The following is a 19,808-nucleotide window of genomic DNA, read 5'->3' on the forward strand; positions in this document are numbered from 1 at the left end:
GCGGCGCTCTATTCAACAAGAGGAGGACACTCGAATGACCACCCTGACTCGTGCCGATTGGGAACAACGTGCTCGCGACCTGAAGATCGAAGGCCGCGCCTACCTCAACGGTGAATACACCGACGCCGTCTCCGGCGAAACCTTCGAGTGCATCAGCCCGGTCGATGGCCGTCTGCTGGGCAAGATCGCCAGCTGTGACGCCGCCGACGCCCAACGCGCCGTGGAAAACGCCCGCGCCACCTTCAATTCCGGCGTGTGGTCGCGCCTGGCGCCGACCAAACGCAAAGCCACCATGATCCGTTTCGCCAGCTTGCTCAAGCAGCACGCTGAAGAGCTGGCATTGCTCGAAACCCTCGATATGGGCAAGCCGATCAGCGACTCGCTGTACATCGACGTGCCGGGCGCGGCGCAAGCGCTGAGCTGGAGCGGTGAGGCGATCGACAAGATCTACGACGAAGTCGCCGCCACGCCGCACGATCAACTGGGTCTGGTGACCCGCGAGCCGGTGGGCGTTGTCGGCGCCATCGTGCCGTGGAACTTCCCGCTGATGATGGCTTGCTGGAAACTCGGCCCGGCGCTGTCGACCGGTAACTCGGTGATCCTCAAACCGTCGGAAAAATCCCCGCTGACCGCCATCCGCATCGCTGCGCTGGCGGTTGAGGCCGGTATCCCGAAAGGCGTGCTCAACGTGCTGCCGGGCTATGGTCACACCGTCGGCAAGGCGCTGGCGCTGCACAATGGCGTCGACACGCTGGTGTTCACCGGTTCGACCAAGATCGCCAAGCAACTGATGATCTACTCCGGCGAATCGAACATGAAGCGCGTGTGGCTGGAAGCCGGCGGCAAGAGCCCGAATATCGTCTTCGCCGATGCTCCGGACCTGCAAGCCGCTGCCGAATCCGCCGCCAGCGCCATCGCCTTCAACCAGGGCGAAGTCTGCACCGCCGGTTCGCGTCTGCTGGTCGAACGCTCGATCAAGGACAAATTCCTGCCGATGGTGATCGAGGCGCTGAAAGCCTGGAAGCCGGGCAATCCGCTGGACCCGGCAACCAATGTCGGTGCGCTGGTCGATACCCAGCAGATGAACACCGTGCTGTCGTACATCGAATCCGGTCACACCGACGGCGCCAAACTGGTGGCGGGCGGCAAGCGCATCCTCCAGGAAACCGGTGGCACTTACGTCGAGCCGACGATTTTCGACGGTGTGAGCAACGCGATGAAGATCGCTCAGGAAGAGATTTTCGGCCCGGTGCTGTCGGTCATCGCCTTCGATACCGCCGAAGAAGCGATCCAGATCGCCAACGACACGCCGTACGGCCTGGCCGCTGCGGTATGGACTCAGGACATCTCCAAGGCGCACCTGACTGCCAAAGCACTGCGCGCCGGCAGCGTGTGGGTCAACCAGTACGACGGCGGCGACATGACCGCACCGTTCGGCGGCTTCAAGCAGTCGGGCAACGGTCGCGACAAGTCGCTGCACGCGTTCGACAAATACACCGAGCTGAAGGCGACGTGGATCAAGCTGTAAGCCGTTAGCGGGAGCCTGATTCGTTCAGGCTCCCGAACTTACGGAGATCCCCTGTGGGAGCGGGCTTGCTCGCGAAAGCGGTGTATCAGTCAGCACATCTGCTGAATGTGAAATCGTTTTCGCGAGCAAGCCCGCTCCCACAGTGGTTTTGTGGTGCATATAAGAATATCCACAGGAGCGTGGACCATGCGTTGGGCGACGTATTTCGCCGTGTTGGCGTCTGTCTTGAGTGTCGGCCTGGCCCTGGGGGTCAGCATGCCGCTGGTGTCGTTGCGTCTGGAGAGCTGGGGTTACGGCTCTTTCGCCATCGGCGTGATGGCGGCGATGCCGGCGATTGGCGTATTGCTGGGCGCGAAGATTTCCAGTCATCTGGCGGCACGTTTCGGCACCGCGAACCTGATGCGTCTTTGCCTGTGGGCCGGGGCGTTGTCGATCGGCTTGCTCGCGCTGTTGCCGAGTTATCCGGTCTGGCTGGTGCTGCGCCTGATGATCGGGGTGATCCTGACCATCGTATTCATCCTCGGCGAGAGCTGGATCAATCAACTGGTCGTCGAACACTGGCGCGGTCGTCTGGTCGCTCTGTATGGCAGCAGCTATGCGCTGAGCCAACTGTCTGGTCCGCTGCTGCTGGGTGCGCTAGGCACTGAGCATGATTATGGTTTCTGGGTCGGTGTCGGGCTGCTGACAGTCTCGCCATTGCTGTTGATGGGTCGCAGCGGTGCGCCGAGCAGTGAAGCCAGCAGTGTGACGTTCAGCGATCTGTGGGGGTTTGCCCGGGAGCTGCCGGCGATTGCCTGGGCGGTGTCACTGTTCGCTGCGTTCGAAGCGATGATCCTCACGCTGTTGCCGGTGTATTGCCTGCAACAGGGCTTCACCGCCGAGATTGCGCTGGCGATGGTCAGCACGGTGGTGGTCGGCGATGCGCTGTTGCAACTGCCGATCGGCGCGCTGGCGGATTACCTGTCGCGGCGCACGTTGTTCGCCGGTTGCGCAGTGATCCTGATGCTGTCGAGTCTGGCGATTCCGCTGTTGATCGACACGCTGCTGATCTGGCCGTTGTGGGTGTTGTTCGGCGCCAGTGCCGGTGGCCTGTTCACCTTGTCACTGATTCTGATCGGCGAGCGTTATCGCGACGATGCGCTGGTGCGGGCCAATGCGCACATTGCGCAGCTGTGGGGTGTCGGCTGTCTGATCGGGCCGTTGCTGGCGGGGGCGGGCAGTCAGTGGATCAGCGGGCATGCGTTGCCGTTGTTGATGGCGGCGGGGGCGTTTGGATTGGTGATTCTACTGATGCGTCAGGGGGCATTCGGCACCGAACCACAGACTGCTTGAATACTTCCCTGTGGGAGCGCATACAAATGCGATTACAACATCCGCTCAAGACCGACAGTGGTGCTGAACCACGCGTTGAAGCGCCGCCACCAACTCCCCGGTTCCTTGCTCAGCGTGTGCATTTGGCCGTTGTCCTCGGTCACCCAGACGATCTCGCCATCCTGCAGTTTCGCCTGATAACTCAGGGCCGGCGCCATGCCTTGCAGCGCCAGTTCGCGCACGTGTTCGGCCAGTTCCGGGCTGTCCACCAGCACCCCGACTTCGGTGTTCCACAGCACTGAGCGCGGATCGAAGTTGAACGAGCCGATGAACGCTTTCTGCCGATCGAAAATCATCGCCTTGCTGTGCAGGCTGGAATCCGAACCACGGAAAGACTTGCTGTAAAACATGTGCGGGCCACTGCCATAGTTATCCCCAGGCTGACGGCGCAGCTCATACAGTTTTACCCCGTGCTCCAGCAGCGCCTTGCGATACGGCGCATAACCGCCGTGCACCGCCGGCACATCGGTGGCTTCCAGCGAGTTGGTCAGCAGGCTCACCGAGACCCCGGCGTCGGCGCGCCCGGTCAGGTACACCAGCCCCGGCTGGCCGGGCACAAAGTACGCCGAGATCATGATCAGCTCTTTGCTGACGCCGCGCAGCTCCGGCGCCAGTTGCGTGGTCAGCAGCAGTTGCGGGTCCGGTTCGTCCTTGGCCAGCACTTTGCTCGGCGCATCCCACAGCGCCTGGTTCCAGGCCCAGATCAGTTCCTTGCGCCAGATGTCCATGCGTGGCGCGGTCTTGAACGTCATCAACTGTTGATACAGCGCGTGATTCTGTTTACGGGTTTCATCCAGCGACTCTTCCAGACGCGTGCGGGTGTTCTGCAGGTCTTTGGCGCTTGGTTTACTGGAGAGGAATTCGTCGATCGGCTTGCTCAGCGCGCTATTCCAGTACTGGTCGAAACTGTGCCCGAGCTGCTCTGCCACCGGGCCGACACTGAGCATGTCGATGTCGGTGAAATTCAGATTCGGCTCGGCATCGAAATACTCGTCGCCCAGATTGCGCCCGCCAACGATGGCCACGCTGTTGTCCGCCAGGAACAGTTTGTTGTGCATGCGCCGGTGTTGCAGCGACAGGTTGAACAGGCGTCCGGCAGCGCGGGTCACGCCGGTGCTGCGGCCCAGGTGCAGCGGATTGAACAGGCGGATCTGGATCTGTGGATGCGCCGCCAGCGTGGCGATGATCGTGTCGAGGCCGTCGCTGGTGGTGTCGTCGAGCAGGATGCGCACGCGCACGCCGCGGTCGGCGGCCTTGAGCAGTTCCTCCACCAGCATCCGCGTGCTGACGCCGTCATGGACGATGTAGTACTGCAAGTCGAGGCTGGTTTGCGCATTGCGAATCAGCTCGGCGCGGGCGGTGAAGGCTTCTGAGCTGTTGGACAGCAAGCGGAAGCCGGAACGGCCCTGCCAGGGCGCTGCCTGGGTCTGAATCGAGCGACCGAATGCGGAGCCCGCGGCCGGCAACGCCTGGCTGGGTTCGCGCGGCGCATCGAGGGTGGCGCAACCACTGGCCAACGAACACAACACACAGACAGCGAGCAATTTTTTTCCGGGTTGCACGTTGGTTTCTCGGCTGGAGGCAGGGGGTGACGGAGTATGGCACGCAGAGGATTTCCAAGACCGTTTCCGGCGGATCCTCGCCACACTGTGTAAACAATTAGTCGTTCAAAAGTAGGAATGAGTTCGCCTGTGGTTTTGGACTATTTGCTTTGTTGTTTTTTCAGCTCCTGGTCGGTGCCTATTCCTACATACGAATCCTGCAAAAAACGAAATCATCGCCCCGGTGTTCAGCGTCTTGTGAAGGCAATGCGCTCAACAACTGCCATTGATCAATAACCGATGAAGTAGGGACTGATGAAAAAAACAACATGGATGGTAGCCGTCGCGGCTGCAGTATTACCCACCCTGGTGGTCGCCGAGAGCGTAGACCTGAGTGTGGTCGGAACCATTATTCCGACGTCGTGCATCCCCGCATTTGCCGGTGGCGGCACGGTAGATTTGCGCAAGATATCCGCAGCCACCCTGAACAAGACCACGCAGACGCTGCTGCCGACCCACGACATTTCGCTGCACATCAACTGTGATGCAGAGGCATCGGTCGAGGTGTCGGTCAGAGACAATCGTACAGCCACCAAATTGCCGGGCATCAACGATGGTGCCGGTAATAACGATCCGGCTTTGTTCTACGGCCTGGGTGAAATCAACGGCATCCGTATCGGCGGATTTGCGCTGCGTCACGGTCGTCCGGAAGCCGACGGTGCGCCGCAGACTCTGATGACACGCACTCTGGCAGCACCGGCGTGGCAATTGCCTGCTTCGCCGCTGGTGGGCAATGCCCCGGCGCTCTACTCATGGGGTCCCGGCGTGGCAGCTGGCCCGGTCGCGGCCCGTCACCACGGGTTTCCGATGAGCCTGTTGCCGATCATCGGCCCGAGCAACGCGCTGCCGATCACCAGCGAGATCCCGCTCGATGGCTCGGTGACCTTCGAGATGTTCTACCTCTGATCGTCAGAACCCGGCCATTACCGGGTTCTTTCAGGTTCATTCAGCGCGCCCTTTGCCGGGTGCGCTGCCCCCTGCGGAGCAATACCGATGCCGATTTCAATGTGCCGCCCAGGCTTGCGGGCGTTGCCACTGTGCCTGCTCGTCTTGATTTTGATGCCCGGGGTTCACGCTGCCGGAATGGTGCCGCAAACCCCTGTGCTGGTGGTGGATGAGGGTGTCGGTGAAGCGACGATGAATGTGCGAAACACCGAAACGCGTCCGGCCCTGCTGCACACCACGGTCGAAAATATCGAGCCGCACGATCAACAGCTGTTGCTGTTCAGTCCGCCGATTGCCCGTGTCGAGCCTGGTGCGGTGCAGCAGGTACGGTTCATGTTGCAGAGCACCGAACCATTGCAGACCGAGCGTCTGAAACGGGTGATTTTTGAGGGGATCAATCCTGTGGCAGGTGTCGACGGTGCCCGGGTCAATCTGGGGGTTCGCCAAAACCTGCCGGTGATCCTGCGTCCCGCCGGTCTGCCAGTGGAGCGCGAGCCATGGAAACGCCTGAGCTGGTCAGCCACGGCTGAAGGTTTGCTGGTCAGTAATCCCAGTCCTTACGTGGTGCGCCTGGCTAAAGCGATTGTTCCGCTACCGGGCACGCAGGCGGTGGATCTGCCGCGTACCTGGATCCTGCCAGGGGAGCGCCTGTCTGTCGGGTTGCCGTTGAACGTGACAGTGCGAACCATGGCAGTGCGGATCTTTCCGGCGACCACATATGGCTTTGCGGTCGATCACTTTGATGCCCCGGTTACGCACTGATGCGCGCGTGTGCCCGTCAGGGACTGGCACTGCTGATTGCGAATGCGATCGGCATGACGATGGCCAGTGAAGGGGTGGAATTCGATGCGCAGGTGCTTCGCGAGCGCGGGCTCGACCCCGCATTGGCTGAGTACTTTCGCCAGGCACCGCGTTTCTCCCAAGGCACCTGGCTGGTCGCGCTTGAGGTCAATGGACAGCCACGGGGGCGGGTGTTCGTGACATTCAATGAACAGGGCGAGCCGTGCCTGCAACCGGCCTTGCTCAAGGCTGCTGGCGTGCGCGCGCAAGCGGCTTTGACCCGCGCGGAACGGCAGCAGTGCCTGACGCTGGGTGAAGGTCTGCCAGCGGCCACCATTGCATTGCATCCCGGTAAGGAACAGATCGACCTGCTGCTGCCGACGGACCTGTTGGCGTTGCCGGAATTCCAGCCACGCAGCTTCGCCAATGGCGGAGTGGGCGGCGTGTTCAACTACGATGTTTTGGTCATGGGCAGCCAGCACGAGGGGCAACGTAGTGACTTTCGCAGACTGGGTTCGGAGTTCGGCCTGAATGCCGGCAACTGGGTCTTGCGCAGTCGCCAGTCCTATACGCAATTGCCCGATAGCACTCGCTTCGAGCATCTGTATGCCTACGGCACGCGCACCCTGGAAGACTACGAAGCCAACGTGCAGATCGGCCAGTTGAACCTGCAGTCGCCATTGTTCGCCGGCGAATCGTTCAACGGTGTGCAGATTCTGCCGGAAGGTGCGTTCGCGCAAATGCGCGCGGCACAGGAGGGTACACGTGGCGAGGTCGAGGGCATAGCCTGGTCGCCATCGCGAATCGAAGTCCGGCAGAACGGCGTGCTGATCTACACCACGCTGGTTCCCGGCGGCCCCTTCACCTTGCGCGCGCTGCCGTTGTTGAGCAACCAGCTCGACCTCGAAGTCAGCGTGCACGAGCAGGAAGGGCCAGTGCGGCGCTTTCGCGTCCCGGCAGCCAGCCTGCAGGATCCACAATTCGATCGCGCCGACGGCTTCAATCTGGCGCTGGGCACGGTGCGACGCCAAGGTTCGGATGATCGTCAGGCGCCGTCATTTGCCACCCTTGGCCGAGAGTGGAGTCTGTCACGAGCGTTGCGCGTGAGCGGCGGGTTCCTCGGTGGAGCGGATTATCTGTCGGCAGGCTGGGGGCTGCAGCGTCAATGGCCAGGCAATCTGAGCACCGGCGTGCGCCAGGTGCTGTCCAGCGATCGAGACACAGGCATTGCAGGTCATGAGGTGCAAATGACCGTCAGTGCCGTGTTGTCGCCGAATCTGTCCACCAGTGTGGTTGCGGTGCACCGTGGCAAGGGCTTTCGCAGCCTGTCGGACACCGGCTGGAGCCAGCAGCAGGGACGGGCCGACGCCCCCGGGCGAGATCACTGGACATTTTCGCTCAACGGTACTGTCGAGCGCTGGGGGGCATTCGGCATGACCTGGTCGCACTACACCAGCGAGGACGAGCCACCCAACATGCGCCTGGGATTGTCCTGGTCGCAGACACTGCCCGCGCGCATCAGCCTGTCGTTGAGTCTGGAGCGAGGGATCGGCGATGCCGACGCGAGGCAGCGGGGCACCTCGGTCTATCTGACGGCCGGGATGCCATTGGGCGATCAGCGCAGGGCTCGCAGCTACCTGCGCAGCGATCCGCGATCCGGGATGCGCCGTGGCGTGTCGATGAGTGAAGTGCTCAGTGAAACCCTGGCCTATAGCGCCAGTGCCGAACAGCGTGAAGCCGCGGCGCCATCGCTGGGTTTGCGGGTCAACGCACTGGCGCATTACACCAGTCTGGATCTGGGCCTGAACCAGCGAGCAGGGGCAAGCGAATTTGACCTGGGGCTGCGCGGTGGCATGGCGTTGCATCGCGACGGTGTGACGCTGTCGCCGTATCCGCTGCGCGAGACCTTTGCCGTGCTCAAGGCTGGCGACCGTGCGGGTCTGAAGCTGTACACGCCGCAAGGCCCGGTGTGGACGGATGGATTGGGCCGGGCGGTGGTGGCGAGTTTGCCGGCCTATTCCACAGCCCGGCTGGAAGTCGATCCGTTGAGTTTGCCGCGCAACGTCGAGGTGCTCGACGGTTATCAGGAGGTCGAGGCCGGGCGTGGCTCGGTTCAGCATATGGATTTTTCCATCACCCGCGTGCGGCGTGTGCTGTTGAAGGCCAGGACGCTTGACCGGCAATGGTTGCCCAGTGGCCTCGCCGTACACAACGGGCAAGGCGAATACGTGACCACGGTGCTTGAGGCCGGGGCGATCTTTCTACCGGACATCAAACCCGGTCAGTCGCTGCGGGTGCAACTGTCGGATAGCGCGCACTGCGACCTGCAATTCAATCTGGCTGAAGCGCCGGACGAGCAAGCATTGATCGAGCCCGTCGACGCGCTCTGTCGGCCTTTGAACCTTACATGACCGAGTTATTGCGCATGCATCGATGGATTGTCCTGATCACGCTGGCATCGTTGGCATCGACCTCGGTCATGGCCAGCGAGGCCTGTCAGATGACACTCTCACCGAGCGCTGTGGACTATGGCGTTTCGACGCGGGCGGAGCTGCTCGCCCGGCCATCGGGCAATGACGGCAGTTTTGGTGTGCGCACGGTTCATATACGGATTCAATGTCCGGCTGCGCGCGCGATCAGGTGGTACTTTGCTGCCCCGAGCAGCGATGCGCTGCATTACCGCTGGGCACCGGGACGGTTGCAGATACGCATTGTGGCGGCGCGTCTGGATGGCGCGCCGGTGCAATGGCAGCGCGATGATGGCGAGGCGGGCCTGTTGCAGCCTGGCGATCGCATTACCGCCTGGCGCTCTGGCAGCCTCGCCGCCGGGCGCCATCTGGAGGTGGAGCTGGAAATCGAAGCGCGCGTCAGTGATGCCTCAAGTCGTGTCGCCGACCTTCAGCGATTTGAGGGATTCGGTACGTTTCAGCTGGAATGATCAGGCTTCGGCCAGCAGTTTGATCGCCGCCGCGCCAACCTTGCGAACCGCCTCTTCGATCTGTGGTGTCGGTTTCGCCGCGTAGTTCATCCGCAGACAATTGCGGTACTTGCCCGATGCGGAAAAGATGCTGCCGACGGCAATCTGCACGCCTTGGTCATGCAGCGCGCGATTGAGTTTCAGCGTATCGAAACCCTCCGGCAATTCGACCCACAACATGAAGCTGCCCTGTGGACGACTGGCGCGGGTCCCGACCGGGAAGTAGCGGGTAACCCAGTCGATCATCGCGTCACGATTGCGTTGGTATTGGCTGCGCATCCGCCGCAAGTGCGGTTCGAAATGGCCGCCCTTGAGAAATTCGGCGATGGCGATCTGCGGCTGCGGTGCGGTGGAACCGGTGCTGATGTATTTCATGTGCAGCACCCGTTCCAGATAACGACCCGGCGCGACCCAGCCGATGCGCAGCCCCGGCGCCAGGGTCTTGGAAAACGAGCTGCACAGCAGCACTCGACCATCTTCGTCGAAGGACTTGACCGTGCGCGGACGCGGGTAGGTGTAGGCCAGCTCGCCATACACATCGTCCTCGATGATCGCCACGTCGAAACGCTGTGCCAGGTTGAGCAGGGCGCGCTTGCGCGACTCCGGCATGATGTAGCCCAGCGGGTTGTTGCAGTTGGGGGTGATCTGGATGACCTTGATCGGCCACTGCTCCAGCGCCAGTTCCAGCGCTTCGAGGCTGATGCCGGTGAGCGGATCGGTGGGGATTTCCAGGGCTTTCATGCCCAGCCCTTTGAGGGTTTGCATGGCGCCGTGGAAGCTCGGCGAATCCACCGCGACGATGTCGCCCGGTTCGCAGATCGCGTGGATGCTGGTGGACAGCGCTTCGTGGCAACCGGTGGTGATCACCAGGTCGCTGGCGCTCAACTGGCAGCCGGAATCGAGCATCAGCCGGGCGATCTGTTCGCGCAGTTCGAGGGTGCCGTGGATGTTGTCGTAATACAGACCGGGCATGTCCTGGCGGCGGCTGATCCGCGCCAGTCCGCGCAACAGCGGTTTCATCGTTGGCGTGGTCACGTCGGGCATGCCGCGACCCAGTTGCACCACGTCCTTGCGCGGCACCGCGCGAATCAGCTCCAGCACCTGATCCCACTGTGAAATCTCCACCGGTCGCTGCGCCGGACGCCCGACCGCGGGCAGTTCCGGCAGCTCGCGACCCACCGGCACGAAGTAGCCGGACTTGGGTTTCGGCGTTGCCAGACCGCTGTCCTCAAGCATGCGATAGGCCTGCTGCACCGTGCTGAGGCTGACCCCGTGTTCTACGCTCAAGGCGCGCACCGAAGGCAGGCGATCGCCAGGACGGTAGAAGCCTTGTTCGATGCGGGTGCCGAGCAGCTCGGCGAGGTTCACATACAGGGTCATGGCACTGCCTCGATGCAGGTGATTCGTTAAACCAGTACAGATGCAGCAAAAATCGGTGATTCAGTCTCAGGAATGGCAAATCTGTATGGAATTAATACAGATGTGTTGAATCTGTAATGCTTTTGCCGACCCGCGCATCATGGAATCTCTGGCTACCCAAGTAAACAGGAGCAACAAAAATGAACGGCTTGAGCGATGTGCGGCTGACGTTACGCAGTCAGGAACTGGCGGCAGGGCAGGAGGACAGTGCATGGAATAGCGCCATGCGTAACGCGCCATCCGGCCTGAGTCGCTGGGGCCTGTTCTGGCATCGTCTGCACACGCGCAAGGCGCTTTTGAATCTGACGCCGGAGCAGCTCAAGGACGTCGGGTTGACCCGGGAGCAGGCAAATGAAGAGGGGTTGAAGCCGTTCTGGCGGATCTGAAACCTTCAGTGATCGTGAGGACCATTCGCGAGCAGGATCGCTCCCACAGGGAAATGCATTCCAAGTGTGGGAGCGAGCCTGCTCGCGAAGGCGTCGGCAAAGGCGCCACATATCCGTCAGGCCAACTCTTTAATCCGATGCCACAACATCCCCAACGCCAGCAACGGCGAGCGCAAATGCTTGCCGCCGGGGAAGGTGATGTGCGGCACCTTGGCAAACAGATCAAAGCCACCGCTGTGCTGCCCGCTGATCGCCTCGGCGAGCAGCTTGCCCGCCAGGTGGGTGGCATTCACTCCGTGCCCGGAATAGGCCTGGGCGTAATACACGTTCGGTTGATCATTGAGCCTGCCGATCTGTGGCAGACGGTTGGCGCCGATGCCGATCATGCCGCCCCATTGATAGTCGATTTTCACGCCCGCCAGTTGCGGAAACACTTCGAGCATCTTCGGCTGCATGTAGGCGCCGATGTCCTTCGGGTCGCGCCCGGAATAGTGGCAGGCACCGCCGAACAGCAGGCGCCGATCCGCCGAGAGCCGGTAGTAATCCAGCGCCACCCGCTGGTCACAGACCGCCATGTTTTGCGGCAGCAGGCTGTGCGCCAGTTCTTCGGACAGCGGTTCGGTCGCAATGATGTAACTGCCGGCGGGCAGTACTTTGCCGCTGAGTTGCGGATTGAGATCGTTGAGGTAAGCGTTGCAGCCCAGCACCACGGTTTTTGCCCGCACTGAACCTTGAGCGGTGTGGACGCGAACTGCGGGGCCGTAATCGATACGCGTCACCGCCGATTGCTCGAACAGCTGCACGCCCAATTGCTGTGCGGCAGCGGCTTCGCCCAGCGCCAGGTTCAGTGGGTGCAGATGCCCGGAACCCATGTCGATCAAGCCACCGACATAGCGTTTGGAGCCGACCACGGTGTGCATTTCATCCGCTTGCAGCAGGCGGGTTTCGTAGCGATAGCCGAGACTGCGCAGCTCTTCGGCATCTTCGGCAAAGCCTTCGAGATCGGCCGGTTTGTTGGCGAGATCGCAGTAGCCCCAGGTCAGATCGCACCGGATCTGGAAACGCTCGACGCGCTGGCGGACGATTTCCACCGCTTCCAGGCCCATCAGTTTCATCTGGCGAACGCCGTCAGCGCCGATGACGTTGCTGAACTGGTCGAGACCGTGGCCGACCCCGCGAATCAACTGTCCGCCGTTGCGGCCGCTGGCGCCCCAGCCGATCCGGTGCGCTTCCAGCAACACCACACTGAGGCCGCGTTCGGCCAGTTCCAGCGCGGTGTTCAACCCGGAAAAGCCGCCGCCGACCACACACACGTCTGCGCTCAGCTCGCCTTGCAGCGCCGGATAGTCGGGCTGCGGCAGGCTGCTGGCGGCGTAGTAAGAGGCAACGTGGGGTTGGCTCGCGAAGGTTCGGGCGCGGGCATTCATGGGCATCATCCAACGGCTGGGTGTCGAGAAAATTTGACGGAGCATAAGCCGCACGGCCGAAGACGGGCAACACTGGTCGGCCGTTGCTGTGTGGATCTCGGCTTTTGCGGCACAATTGCCGCCTATTTCATGTGGATTACCGTTTCGATGAGTTGCAACCGCCAGACCATTCGCGACCTGCGTCAGCAGATCCCCACGTTCGAGTGCGTGCCGGGCTGCCATGACTGCTGCGGGCCGGTGACCACCTCGCCGGAAGAAATGTCACGCCTGCCGCGCAAGACCCGCGCCGAGCAGGATGCGGCGATGGAAGAACTGAACTGTGTACACCTGGGGCCGAATGGCTGCACGGTGTATGGCGAGCGACCGCTGATTTGCCGGTTGTTCGGTACCACCAAAACCCTGCCATGCCCGAACGGGCGAGGGCCGGTAGAGCTGATTCATCCACGCGTTGAAAAGCAGATCTTCGAATACATGGCGGCGAATCGGCAGGTGCTGGTTTAACCGGTTCACTTGGAACCGAGCTGACGCCTTCGCGAGCAGGGTCGCTCCCAAATTTGAAATGCATTCCCCTGTGGGAGCGAGCCTGCTCGCGAATGGAGCGATGCCAATCTTCAGTCTGGAATCGGCAGGCTCAGGCTCTCTTTCACCTCTTCCATCACGATATAGCTTTTGGACTCACGCACATGCGGCAGCTTCAACAGAATGTCGCCCAGCAGCTTGCGGTACGAGGCCATCTCGGAGATCCGCGCCTTCACCAGATAGTCGAAATCCCCTGACACCAAATGGCATTCCAGCACGTGCGGCAGTTTCAGCACCGCGCGGCGGAACTCTTCGAAGGTGTCGCCGGATTTGTAATCTAGGCTGATCTCGACGAACACCAGCAGGCTACCCTTCAAGTGCTGCGGATTCAGGCGGGCGTTGTAGCCCATGATGATCCCCTCGCGCTCCAGCCGCCGCACCCGCTCGGTACACGGCGTGGTGGACAGTCCGACCTTCTCCCCGAGTTCGGTAAACGATATGCGCCCGTCCGCCTGCAGGATCCGCAAGATGTTGCGGTCGATCTTGTCCAGCTCACGTTTGGTCTGAGTGTTGGTACGCATAGGGGATGCGCCTCCGTGAAAAGGGTTTTTGCCGAGAATTGTCGCCAAATATAGGCGCTTATATAGTGAAATGCACTGGCCATTCTTTTTTACACTGCGCGCATCATTGCTCTAACAACAGACGTACGCGGCCCCGCCGCGATGAGGGATACAAAAATGCGCGTAATGGTCTTGGGTAGCGGCGTTATCGGTACCGCCAGTGCTTACTATCTGGCCCGTGCCGGGTTTGAAGTGGTGGTGGTCGACCGGCAGCCAGCCGTGGCCATGGAGACCAGTTTCGCCAACGCCGGCCAGGTATCGCCGGGTTACGCCTCGCCGTGGGCCGCGCCGGGCGTGCCGCTCAAGGCCATCAAGTGGTTGCTGCAGCGCCACGCGCCGTTGGCGATCAAAGCCACTGCCGACATCGACCAGTACCTGTGGATGGCGCAGATGCTGCGCAACTGCACCGCCAGCCGTTACGCAGTGAACAAGGAGCGCATGGTGCGTCTGTCCGAGTACAGTCGCGACTGCCTCGATGAACTGCGCGCCGAAACCGGCATCGCTTACGAAGGCCGCAGCCTCGGCACCACCCAGCTATTCCGCACTCAGGCACAGCTCGATGGCGCCGCTAAAGACATCGCCGTGCTGAAAGAGTCCGGCGTGCCGTTTGAAGTCCTCGACCGCGCCGGCATTGCCCGCGTTGAGCCGGCCCTGGCCAATGTCACCGACATCCTCGCCGGCGCCCTGCGTCTGCCGAACGATCAGACCGGCGATTGCCAGATGTTCACCACGCGTCTGGCGGAAATGGCCGTGAAACTCGGTGTGGAATTCCGCTTCGGTCAGGACATCCAGCGCCTCGACTACGCCGGCGACCGCATCAACGGCGTGTGGATCGACGGCAAGCTGGAAACCGCCGACCGCTACGTGCTGGCCCTCGGCAGCTACTCGCCGCAACTGCTCAAGCCGCTGGGCATCAAGGCGCCGGTGTATCCGCTCAAGGGTTACTCGCTGACCGTGCCGATCACCAACCCGGCCATGGCCCCGACCTCGACCATTCTCGACGAGACCTACAAGGTCGCGATCACCCGTTTCGATAACCGCATCCGCGTCGGCGGCATGGCGGAAATCGCCGGTTTTGACCTGTCGCTGAACCCGCGTCGGCGCGAAACCCTGGAGATGATCGTCAACGACCTTTATCCTCAGGGCGGCAATCTGGCCGAGGCGAGCTTCTGGACCGGTCTGCGTCCGACCACCCCGGACGGCACGCCGATCGTTGGCGCCACGCCGTTCAAGAACCTGTTCCTCAACACCGGTCACGGCACCCTGGGTTGGACCATGGCGTGCGGGTCCGGTCGTTTACTGGCCGATCTGATGGCGAAGAAAAAGCCGCAGATCAGCGCCGAAGGCCTCGATATTTCCCGTTACGGCAACAAGCCTCAGGAGTCCGCAAAACATGGCAATCCAGCGCCAGCTCACCAATGAGCGCATGAGTCAGATCGTCACCCACAACGGCACCGTGTATCTGGCCGGGCAGGTCGGCGACGACTTCGACGCCGGGGTCGAGCAGCAGACCCGCGAGGTGCTCGCCAATATCGAGCGTTTGCTGGATCTGGCCGGGACTGACAAGCAGCATCTGCTGTCGGCAACGATCTACCTGAACGACATCGAGGCGCACTTTGCCGGGATGAACTCGGTGTGGGATCAGTGGCTGCCCAAAGGCGCCGCGCCGGCCCGGGCCACCGTCGAAGCGAAGATGGCCAAGCCGAGCATCCTGGTCGAGATTTCCATCGTCGCCGCGTTGCCGTAACCGTTTCAAAGATCCCTCTCCCGGCGCTGTTGGCGGTTCACGTCGTCAGTCGGCGCCGGTTTTTTATTTCCATGACCGCCTAGAAGTCTGCCGCCATGCGTCCTGCCCGTGCCCTGATCGACCTAGAAGCCCTGCGTCACAACTACCGAATTGCCCGCGAAGTCACCGGCGCCAAGGCGCTGGCCGTGATCAAGGCGGATGCCTACGGTCACGGCGCGGTGCGTTGCGCCCAGGCGCTGGAAGCCGAGGCCGACGGGTTTGCCGTGGCCTGCATCGAAGAAGCGCTGGAGCTGCGCGCCGCCGGCATCAAGGCCCCGGTGCTGTTGCTCGAAGGCATCTTCGAAGCCGATGAACTGGCACTGATCGTCGAGCATGATTTCTGGACCGTGGTGCATTCACTGTGGCAACTTGAAGCCATCGAGCAGGCGGCACTGAGCAAACCGATCACCGTGTGGCTCAAGCTCGATTCCGGCATGCACCGCGTCGGCCTGCATCCGAAGGACTACGCGGCGGCCTACCAGCGCCTGCTGGCCAGCGGCAAAGTGGCGAAAATCGTGCTGATGAGCCACTTCGCCCGCGCCGATGAACTGCATGAGCAGAGCAGCGCCGATCAGGTCGCGGTGTTCGAGGCGGCGCGTCAGGGCCTGACGGCTGAAGTCAGCCTGCGCAACTCGCCGGCCGTGCTCGGTTGGCCGCAAATCCACAGCGACTGGGTGCGCCCGGGCATCATGCTCTACGGCGCGACCCCGTTCGAAGAAGCCAACGCCGTGGCCGAGCGTCTGCAACCGGTGATGACCCTCGAATCGAAAGTCATCTGCGTGCGTGAACTGCCCGCCGGCGAGCCGATCGGCTACGGCGCCAAATTCATCACCGACAAGCCGATGCGCATCGGCGTGGTTGCCATGGGCTATGCCGATGGCTACCCGCGTCATGCCCCGACCGGCACGCCGGTGCTGGTGGCCGGCAAACGCAGCCGCCTGCTTGGCCGCGTATCGATGGACATGCTCTGCATCGACCTCACTGATGTGCCGGAAGCCGACCTCGGTTCGACCGTCGAGCTGTGGGGCAAGAACATCCTCGCCAGCGAAGTGGCGCAGTGGGCGGACACCATTCCGTATCAGATCTTCTGCAACCTGCGTCGCGTACCAAGGCTCTATTCCGAGGGTTGACGCCGCTGCGGGGGCCAAGTGTTGTAAATACTGAACGCTGTCGCCATGATAACGCTCAATATTCTTACAACATCAGGAGGCTCCCGCCTTGGACGTCGGTGAACGACTGCAATCGATCCGCAAGCTCAAAGGGCTTTCCCAGCGTGAACTCGCCAAACGCGCGGGCGTCACCAACAGCACCATTTCGATGATCGAAAAGAACAGCGTCAGCCCTTCGATCAGTTCGCTGAGGAAGGTACTGGGCGGGATTCCCATGTCCATGGTCGAGTTCTTTTCCGAAGAAATCCTGCAGGAAGTCCCGACCCAGATCGTCTACAAGGCCAACGAGCTGATCGACATCTCCGACGGCGCGGTGACCATGAAACTGGTCGGCCGCGCGCACCCGAGCCGGGCCATCGCGTTTCTCAACGAAATCTACCCGCCGGGCGCTGATACCGGCGAAGAAATGCTCACCCATGAAGGCGAAGAAACCGGGATTCTGGTGGAAGGGCGTCTGGAACTGGTGGTGGGTCTGGAAACTTTTATTCTCGAAGCCGGCGACAGCTACTATTTTGAAAGTACCAAGCCGCACCGTTTCCGTAATCCGTTCGACGCGCCCGCGCGACTAATCAGCGCAGCCACGCCGGCGAATTTTTAAAGACAGAGGTGCCAGGCCATGACGGTGAAGGCATCCGATGAGTTTTTCCACAGCGCGGTATAACCCCTTCGACTATGGGGTTGTTTCAGTGTGGCGGGCTACCCGCTATACTTGCGCCCGCCTGCGAACCGTGGCCGCAGGCGTGAATAGCCACCATTGAGGGTGAACGCGTGAACCTAATTATGAAAATGCTGGCCGCACCAGCAACCGTACTGGCCCTCTGGGCTGTCAGCGCTCAAGCTGCGACGAATGACGACATTGCCAAGCGCCTCGAGCCGGTCGGCCAGGTGTGCGTTCAGGGGCAGGAATGCAAAGGGATGGAAGTCGCTGCCTCCGCTGGCGGTGGTGGTGGGGCGAAGACGCCGGATGAAGTGATTGCAAAACATTGCAACGCTTGTCACGGTACGGGTCTGCTGGGCGCACCGAAAATCGGTGACACCGCCGCCTGGAAAGACCGCGCCGATCACCAGGGCGGCCTCGACGGCATCCTTGCCAAAGCCATCACCGGCATCAATTCCATGCCGCCAAAAGGCACCTGCGCCGATTGCTCGGACGACGAGTTGAAAGGCGCGATCCAGAAGATGTCCGGCCTGAAATAAGCCGCGCTTCTGACGAAAAAAACCGTCTTCGGACGGTTTTTTTGTGCCTGCGATTCACGGCTTTCGCTGTCCTTTGCAGCAAAGTCGAGGCAAGCTCGGTCTACCTCTATTCACGGAACGGGCGGGAGGCTTCAGATGGTGCAGTTGTGTTCGATCGAACAGGCGGTGGACGACGTGCTCGCACGCTTGCCGGCGCATATCCACATGGGCATGCCGCTGGGTCTGGGCAAACCCAATCACTTCGTCAACGCGCTGTACCGGCGGATCAAGGACTTGCCCGAACGACAACTGACGATGTACACCGCGCTGTGCCTGGGGCGACCGACGCTGGGCGACGGTCTGCAGAAGCGCTTCATTGAACCCTTCGTCGAGCGCGTCTTCGGTGATTACCCCGAATTCGATTTCCTCGCCGACCTGCAGCATGACAGCCTGCCCGCCAACATCCGCATCCAGCAGTTCTTCATGCAGCCCGGCAGCCTGCTCAACAGCGCGCCGGCCCAGCAGGATTACGTCAGCAGCAACTACAGCCACGCCGCCCGCGATATCAATGCCGCCGGCCTCAATCTGGTGGCGCAATTGCTCGCCAGCAGCAGCGAGCATCCCGATCGCCTGAGCCTGAGCTGCAACCCGGACATCACCCTCGACCTGTTGCCGATGATCACCAAGCGCCGCGACGCCGGGGAGATCATTCTGCTGGTCGGTCAGGTGCACACCGATCTGCCGTACATGCCCGGCGATGCCGAAGTCGATATCGACACCTTCGACCTGCTGATCGACGCGAAGGACAGCAGCACGCTGTTTTCCACGCCGAACATGCCGGTGGGTTTTCAGGATCACTTCATCGGTTTGCACGCCAGCACCCTGGTGCGCGACGGCGGCACCTTGCAGATCGGCATCGGTTCGATGGGCGACGCACTCACCGCCGCGTTGCTCGCGCGGCAGGCGGACAACGCCGGTTACCAAGCCTTGCTCAACGACATCAATCTCAGTCAGTGGGCACAGTTGATCGAGCGCGAGGGCGGCACTGCGCCATTCGCCAAAGGCCTGTATGGCTGCAGCGAAATGTTCGTCAACGGCCTGCTGGTGCTGGCCGATGCCGGGATCATCCGGCGCAAGGTCTACCCCGACGTGCACACTCAGGAGCAGGCCAACGCCGGCACCCTCGATGAGTCGGCGCAGACCGATGGCATCTCGGTGCACGGCGGCTTCTTCCTCGGCCCGCGCAGTTTCTACGAGCGCCTGCGTGAGTTGCCGCAGAGCAAGCGCCTCGAATTCAACATGACCCGCATCAGCTACATCAACGAGCTTTACGGGCAGGAAGAACTCAAGCGCTTGCAGCGCCTCGATGCACGGTTCATCAACACCGTTTTCACCATGACGCTGATGGGCGCGGGTGTGGCCGATCAGCTGGAAGACGGGCGGGTGCTCAGCGGTGTCGGCGGGCAGTACAACTTCGTCGCCCAGGGCCACGCGCTGCACGATGCGCGCTCGATTCTGATCCTGCGCAGCTGGCGCGAGTCCGCCGGCGAGGTCAGCTCGAACATCGTCTGGGAGTACGGCCATTGCACGATTCCACGGCACCTGCGCGACATCGTGGTCACCGAATACGGCATTGCCGATCTGCGCGGCAAGACCGATGCGGTGGTAATCGAGTCGTTGCTGAACATCAGCGATTCACGCTTTCAACCGGGGCTGATCGAACAGGCGCAGAAGGTCGGCAAACTGCCGAAGGATTTCCGCCTCGATCCACGCTTTGCCGACAACACCCCGCAACGCTTGCAGGCGATCGCCGCGAAGCATCCGAATCTGTTTCCCGAGTATCCGCTGGGTTGTGATTTCACCGCGATCGAGCGGGATCTGCTGCGGGCGCTGAACTGGCTGAAAAGTAAGTTCAAGCTGAGTGAGATATTGGAGCTGGGCAAGGCTGCGCTGGATGCGCCGGAGGCTTCGACGTTCCCCGAACACCTTGAACGAATGCAACTGACCCACCCGGAAGGCCTGAAAGAAGACCTGTTCCAGCGTCTGCTGCTAACCGGCCTCAAAGCCACCGCGCAGTAACCGCCCACCGCAAAACCCACTGTGG

18 protein-coding genes are annotated in these 19,808 nt (G+C 61.8%); 14 read left to right on the forward strand and 4 right to left on the reverse strand.

Annotated elements, in window-relative coordinates; all coding sequences use genetic code 11:
* Nucleotides 1-34: 34 nt before the first annotated feature.
* Entirely contained in the window at nucleotides 35-1,528 is a 1,494-nt protein-coding gene (locus H043_RS0101485) for an aldehyde dehydrogenase (RefSeq protein ID WP_027610415.1), read from the forward strand.
* Nucleotides 1,529-1,714: 186 nt separating this feature from the next.
* Nucleotides 1,715-2,860, forward strand: coding sequence for an MFS transporter (locus H043_RS0101490; RefSeq protein ID WP_027610416.1), 1,146 nt, complete (start codon nucleotides 1,715-1,717; stop codon nucleotides 2,858-2,860).
* Nucleotides 2,861-2,892: 32 nt separating this feature from the next.
* Here H043_RS0101490 and H043_RS0101495 read toward each other — a convergent pair whose 3' ends face one another.
* Nucleotides 2,893-4,461, reverse strand: coding sequence for a phospholipase D family protein (locus H043_RS0101495; protein ID WP_049827799.1), 1,569 nt, complete (start codon nucleotides 4,459-4,461; stop codon nucleotides 2,893-2,895).
* Between the two features lie 294 nt (nucleotides 4,462-4,755).
* On the opposite strand from H043_RS0101495, the gene H043_RS0101500 reads away from it, so the two are divergent.
* The 4 genes from H043_RS0101500 (at nucleotide 4,756) to H043_RS0101515 (ending at nucleotide 9,163) form a co-directional block, all read left to right on the forward strand.
* A complete protein-coding gene (locus H043_RS0101500) occupies nucleotides 4,756-5,406 on the forward strand; it encodes a DUF1120 domain-containing protein (protein ID WP_027610418.1) in 651 nt (216 codons plus the stop codon).
* Between the two features lie 87 nt (nucleotides 5,407-5,493).
* On the forward strand, nucleotides 5,494-6,207 hold the full coding sequence (locus tag H043_RS0101505) for a fimbria/pilus chaperone family protein (protein ID WP_027610419.1): 714 nt from the start codon (nucleotides 5,494-5,496) through the stop codon (nucleotides 6,205-6,207).
* A complete protein-coding gene (locus H043_RS0101510) occupies nucleotides 6,207-8,636 on the forward strand; it encodes a fimbria/pilus outer membrane usher protein (protein ID WP_027610420.1) in 2,430 nt (809 codons plus the stop codon). Before H043_RS0101505 ends, H043_RS0101510 begins: the two co-directional genes overlap by 1 nt.
* On the forward strand, nucleotides 8,633-9,163 hold the full coding sequence (locus tag H043_RS0101515; RefSeq protein WP_027610421.1) for a hypothetical protein: 531 nt from the start codon (nucleotides 8,633-8,635) through the stop codon (nucleotides 9,161-9,163). The genes H043_RS0101510 and H043_RS0101515 overlap by 4 nt, the downstream gene beginning before the upstream one ends.
* Here H043_RS0101515 and H043_RS0101520 read toward each other — a convergent pair whose 3' ends face one another.
* Complete coding sequence (locus H043_RS0101520; RefSeq protein ID WP_027610422.1) at nucleotides 9,164-10,582, reverse strand: PLP-dependent aminotransferase family protein; 1,419 nt, start codon at nucleotides 10,580-10,582, stop codon at nucleotides 9,164-9,166.
* A 179-nt stretch (nucleotides 10,583-10,761) separates the two neighbouring features.
* Between H043_RS0101520 and H043_RS0101525 the strand changes: the two genes are divergently transcribed.
* Nucleotides 10,762-11,007: a DUF1127 domain-containing protein gene (locus tag H043_RS0101525; RefSeq protein WP_027610423.1), complete on the forward strand. Its 246-nt coding sequence runs from the start codon at nucleotides 10,762-10,764 to the stop codon at nucleotides 11,005-11,007.
* Between the two features lie 116 nt (nucleotides 11,008-11,123).
* On the opposite strand, the gene H043_RS0101530 is transcribed toward H043_RS0101525, so the two are convergent.
* The gene (locus H043_RS0101530) at nucleotides 11,124-12,434 is read right to left on the reverse strand and encodes an FAD-binding oxidoreductase (protein WP_027610424.1); all 1,311 of its coding nucleotides are present in this window, start codon (nucleotides 12,432-12,434) and stop codon (nucleotides 11,124-11,126) included.
* Nucleotides 12,435-12,581: 147 nt separating this feature from the next.
* Here H043_RS0101530 and H043_RS0101535 point away from each other — a divergent pair, with 147 nt between their 5' ends.
* On the forward strand, nucleotides 12,582-12,935 hold the full coding sequence (locus H043_RS0101535; protein WP_027610425.1) for a YkgJ family cysteine cluster protein: 354 nt from the start codon (nucleotides 12,582-12,584) through the stop codon (nucleotides 12,933-12,935).
* 110 nt (nucleotides 12,936-13,045) lie between these two features.
* Here H043_RS0101535 and H043_RS0101540 read toward each other — a convergent pair whose 3' ends face one another.
* Complete coding sequence (locus tag H043_RS0101540; RefSeq protein WP_003177284.1) at nucleotides 13,046-13,534, reverse strand: Lrp/AsnC ligand binding domain-containing protein; 489 nt, start codon at nucleotides 13,532-13,534, stop codon at nucleotides 13,046-13,048.
* Between the two features lie 156 nt (nucleotides 13,535-13,690).
* On the opposite strand from H043_RS0101540, the gene dadA reads away from it, so the two are divergent.
* From dadA to H043_RS0101570, 6 genes are all read left to right on the forward strand, one after another.
* Entirely contained in the window at nucleotides 13,691-14,995 is a 1,305-nt protein-coding gene (gene dadA / locus H043_RS0101545; RefSeq protein ID WP_007962383.1) for a D-amino acid dehydrogenase, read from the forward strand.
* Complete coding sequence (locus tag H043_RS0101550) at nucleotides 14,967-15,320, forward strand: RidA family protein (RefSeq protein WP_027610426.1); 354 nt, start codon at nucleotides 14,967-14,969, stop codon at nucleotides 15,318-15,320. Before dadA ends, H043_RS0101550 begins: the two co-directional genes overlap by 29 nt.
* A 95-nt stretch (nucleotides 15,321-15,415) precedes the next feature.
* On the forward strand, nucleotides 15,416-16,489 hold the full coding sequence (alr, locus tag H043_RS0101555; protein WP_027610427.1) for an alanine racemase: 1,074 nt from the start codon (nucleotides 15,416-15,418) through the stop codon (nucleotides 16,487-16,489).
* An 88-nt stretch (nucleotides 16,490-16,577) separates the two neighbouring features.
* On the forward strand, nucleotides 16,578-17,126 hold the full coding sequence (locus H043_RS0101560) for a cupin domain-containing protein (RefSeq protein WP_007920393.1): 549 nt from the start codon (nucleotides 16,578-16,580) through the stop codon (nucleotides 17,124-17,126).
* A gap of 182 nt (nucleotides 17,127-17,308) precedes the next feature.
* A complete protein-coding gene (locus H043_RS0101565; RefSeq protein WP_041071964.1) occupies nucleotides 17,309-17,725 on the forward strand; it encodes a cytochrome c5 family protein in 417 nt (138 codons plus the stop codon).
* 135 nt (nucleotides 17,726-17,860) lie between these two features.
* Nucleotides 17,861-19,783: an acetyl-CoA hydrolase/transferase C-terminal domain-containing protein gene (locus tag H043_RS0101570; RefSeq protein ID WP_027610429.1), complete on the forward strand. Its 1,923-nt coding sequence runs from the start codon at nucleotides 17,861-17,863 to the stop codon at nucleotides 19,781-19,783.
* The last annotated feature ends 25 nt before the right edge of the window (nucleotides 19,784-19,808 follow it).

It is taken from the genome of Pseudomonas sp. URIL14HWK12:I6 (assembly GCF_000514195.1).
Lineage (GTDB): Bacteria > Pseudomonadota > Gammaproteobacteria > Pseudomonadales > Pseudomonadaceae > Aquipseudomonas > Aquipseudomonas putida_A.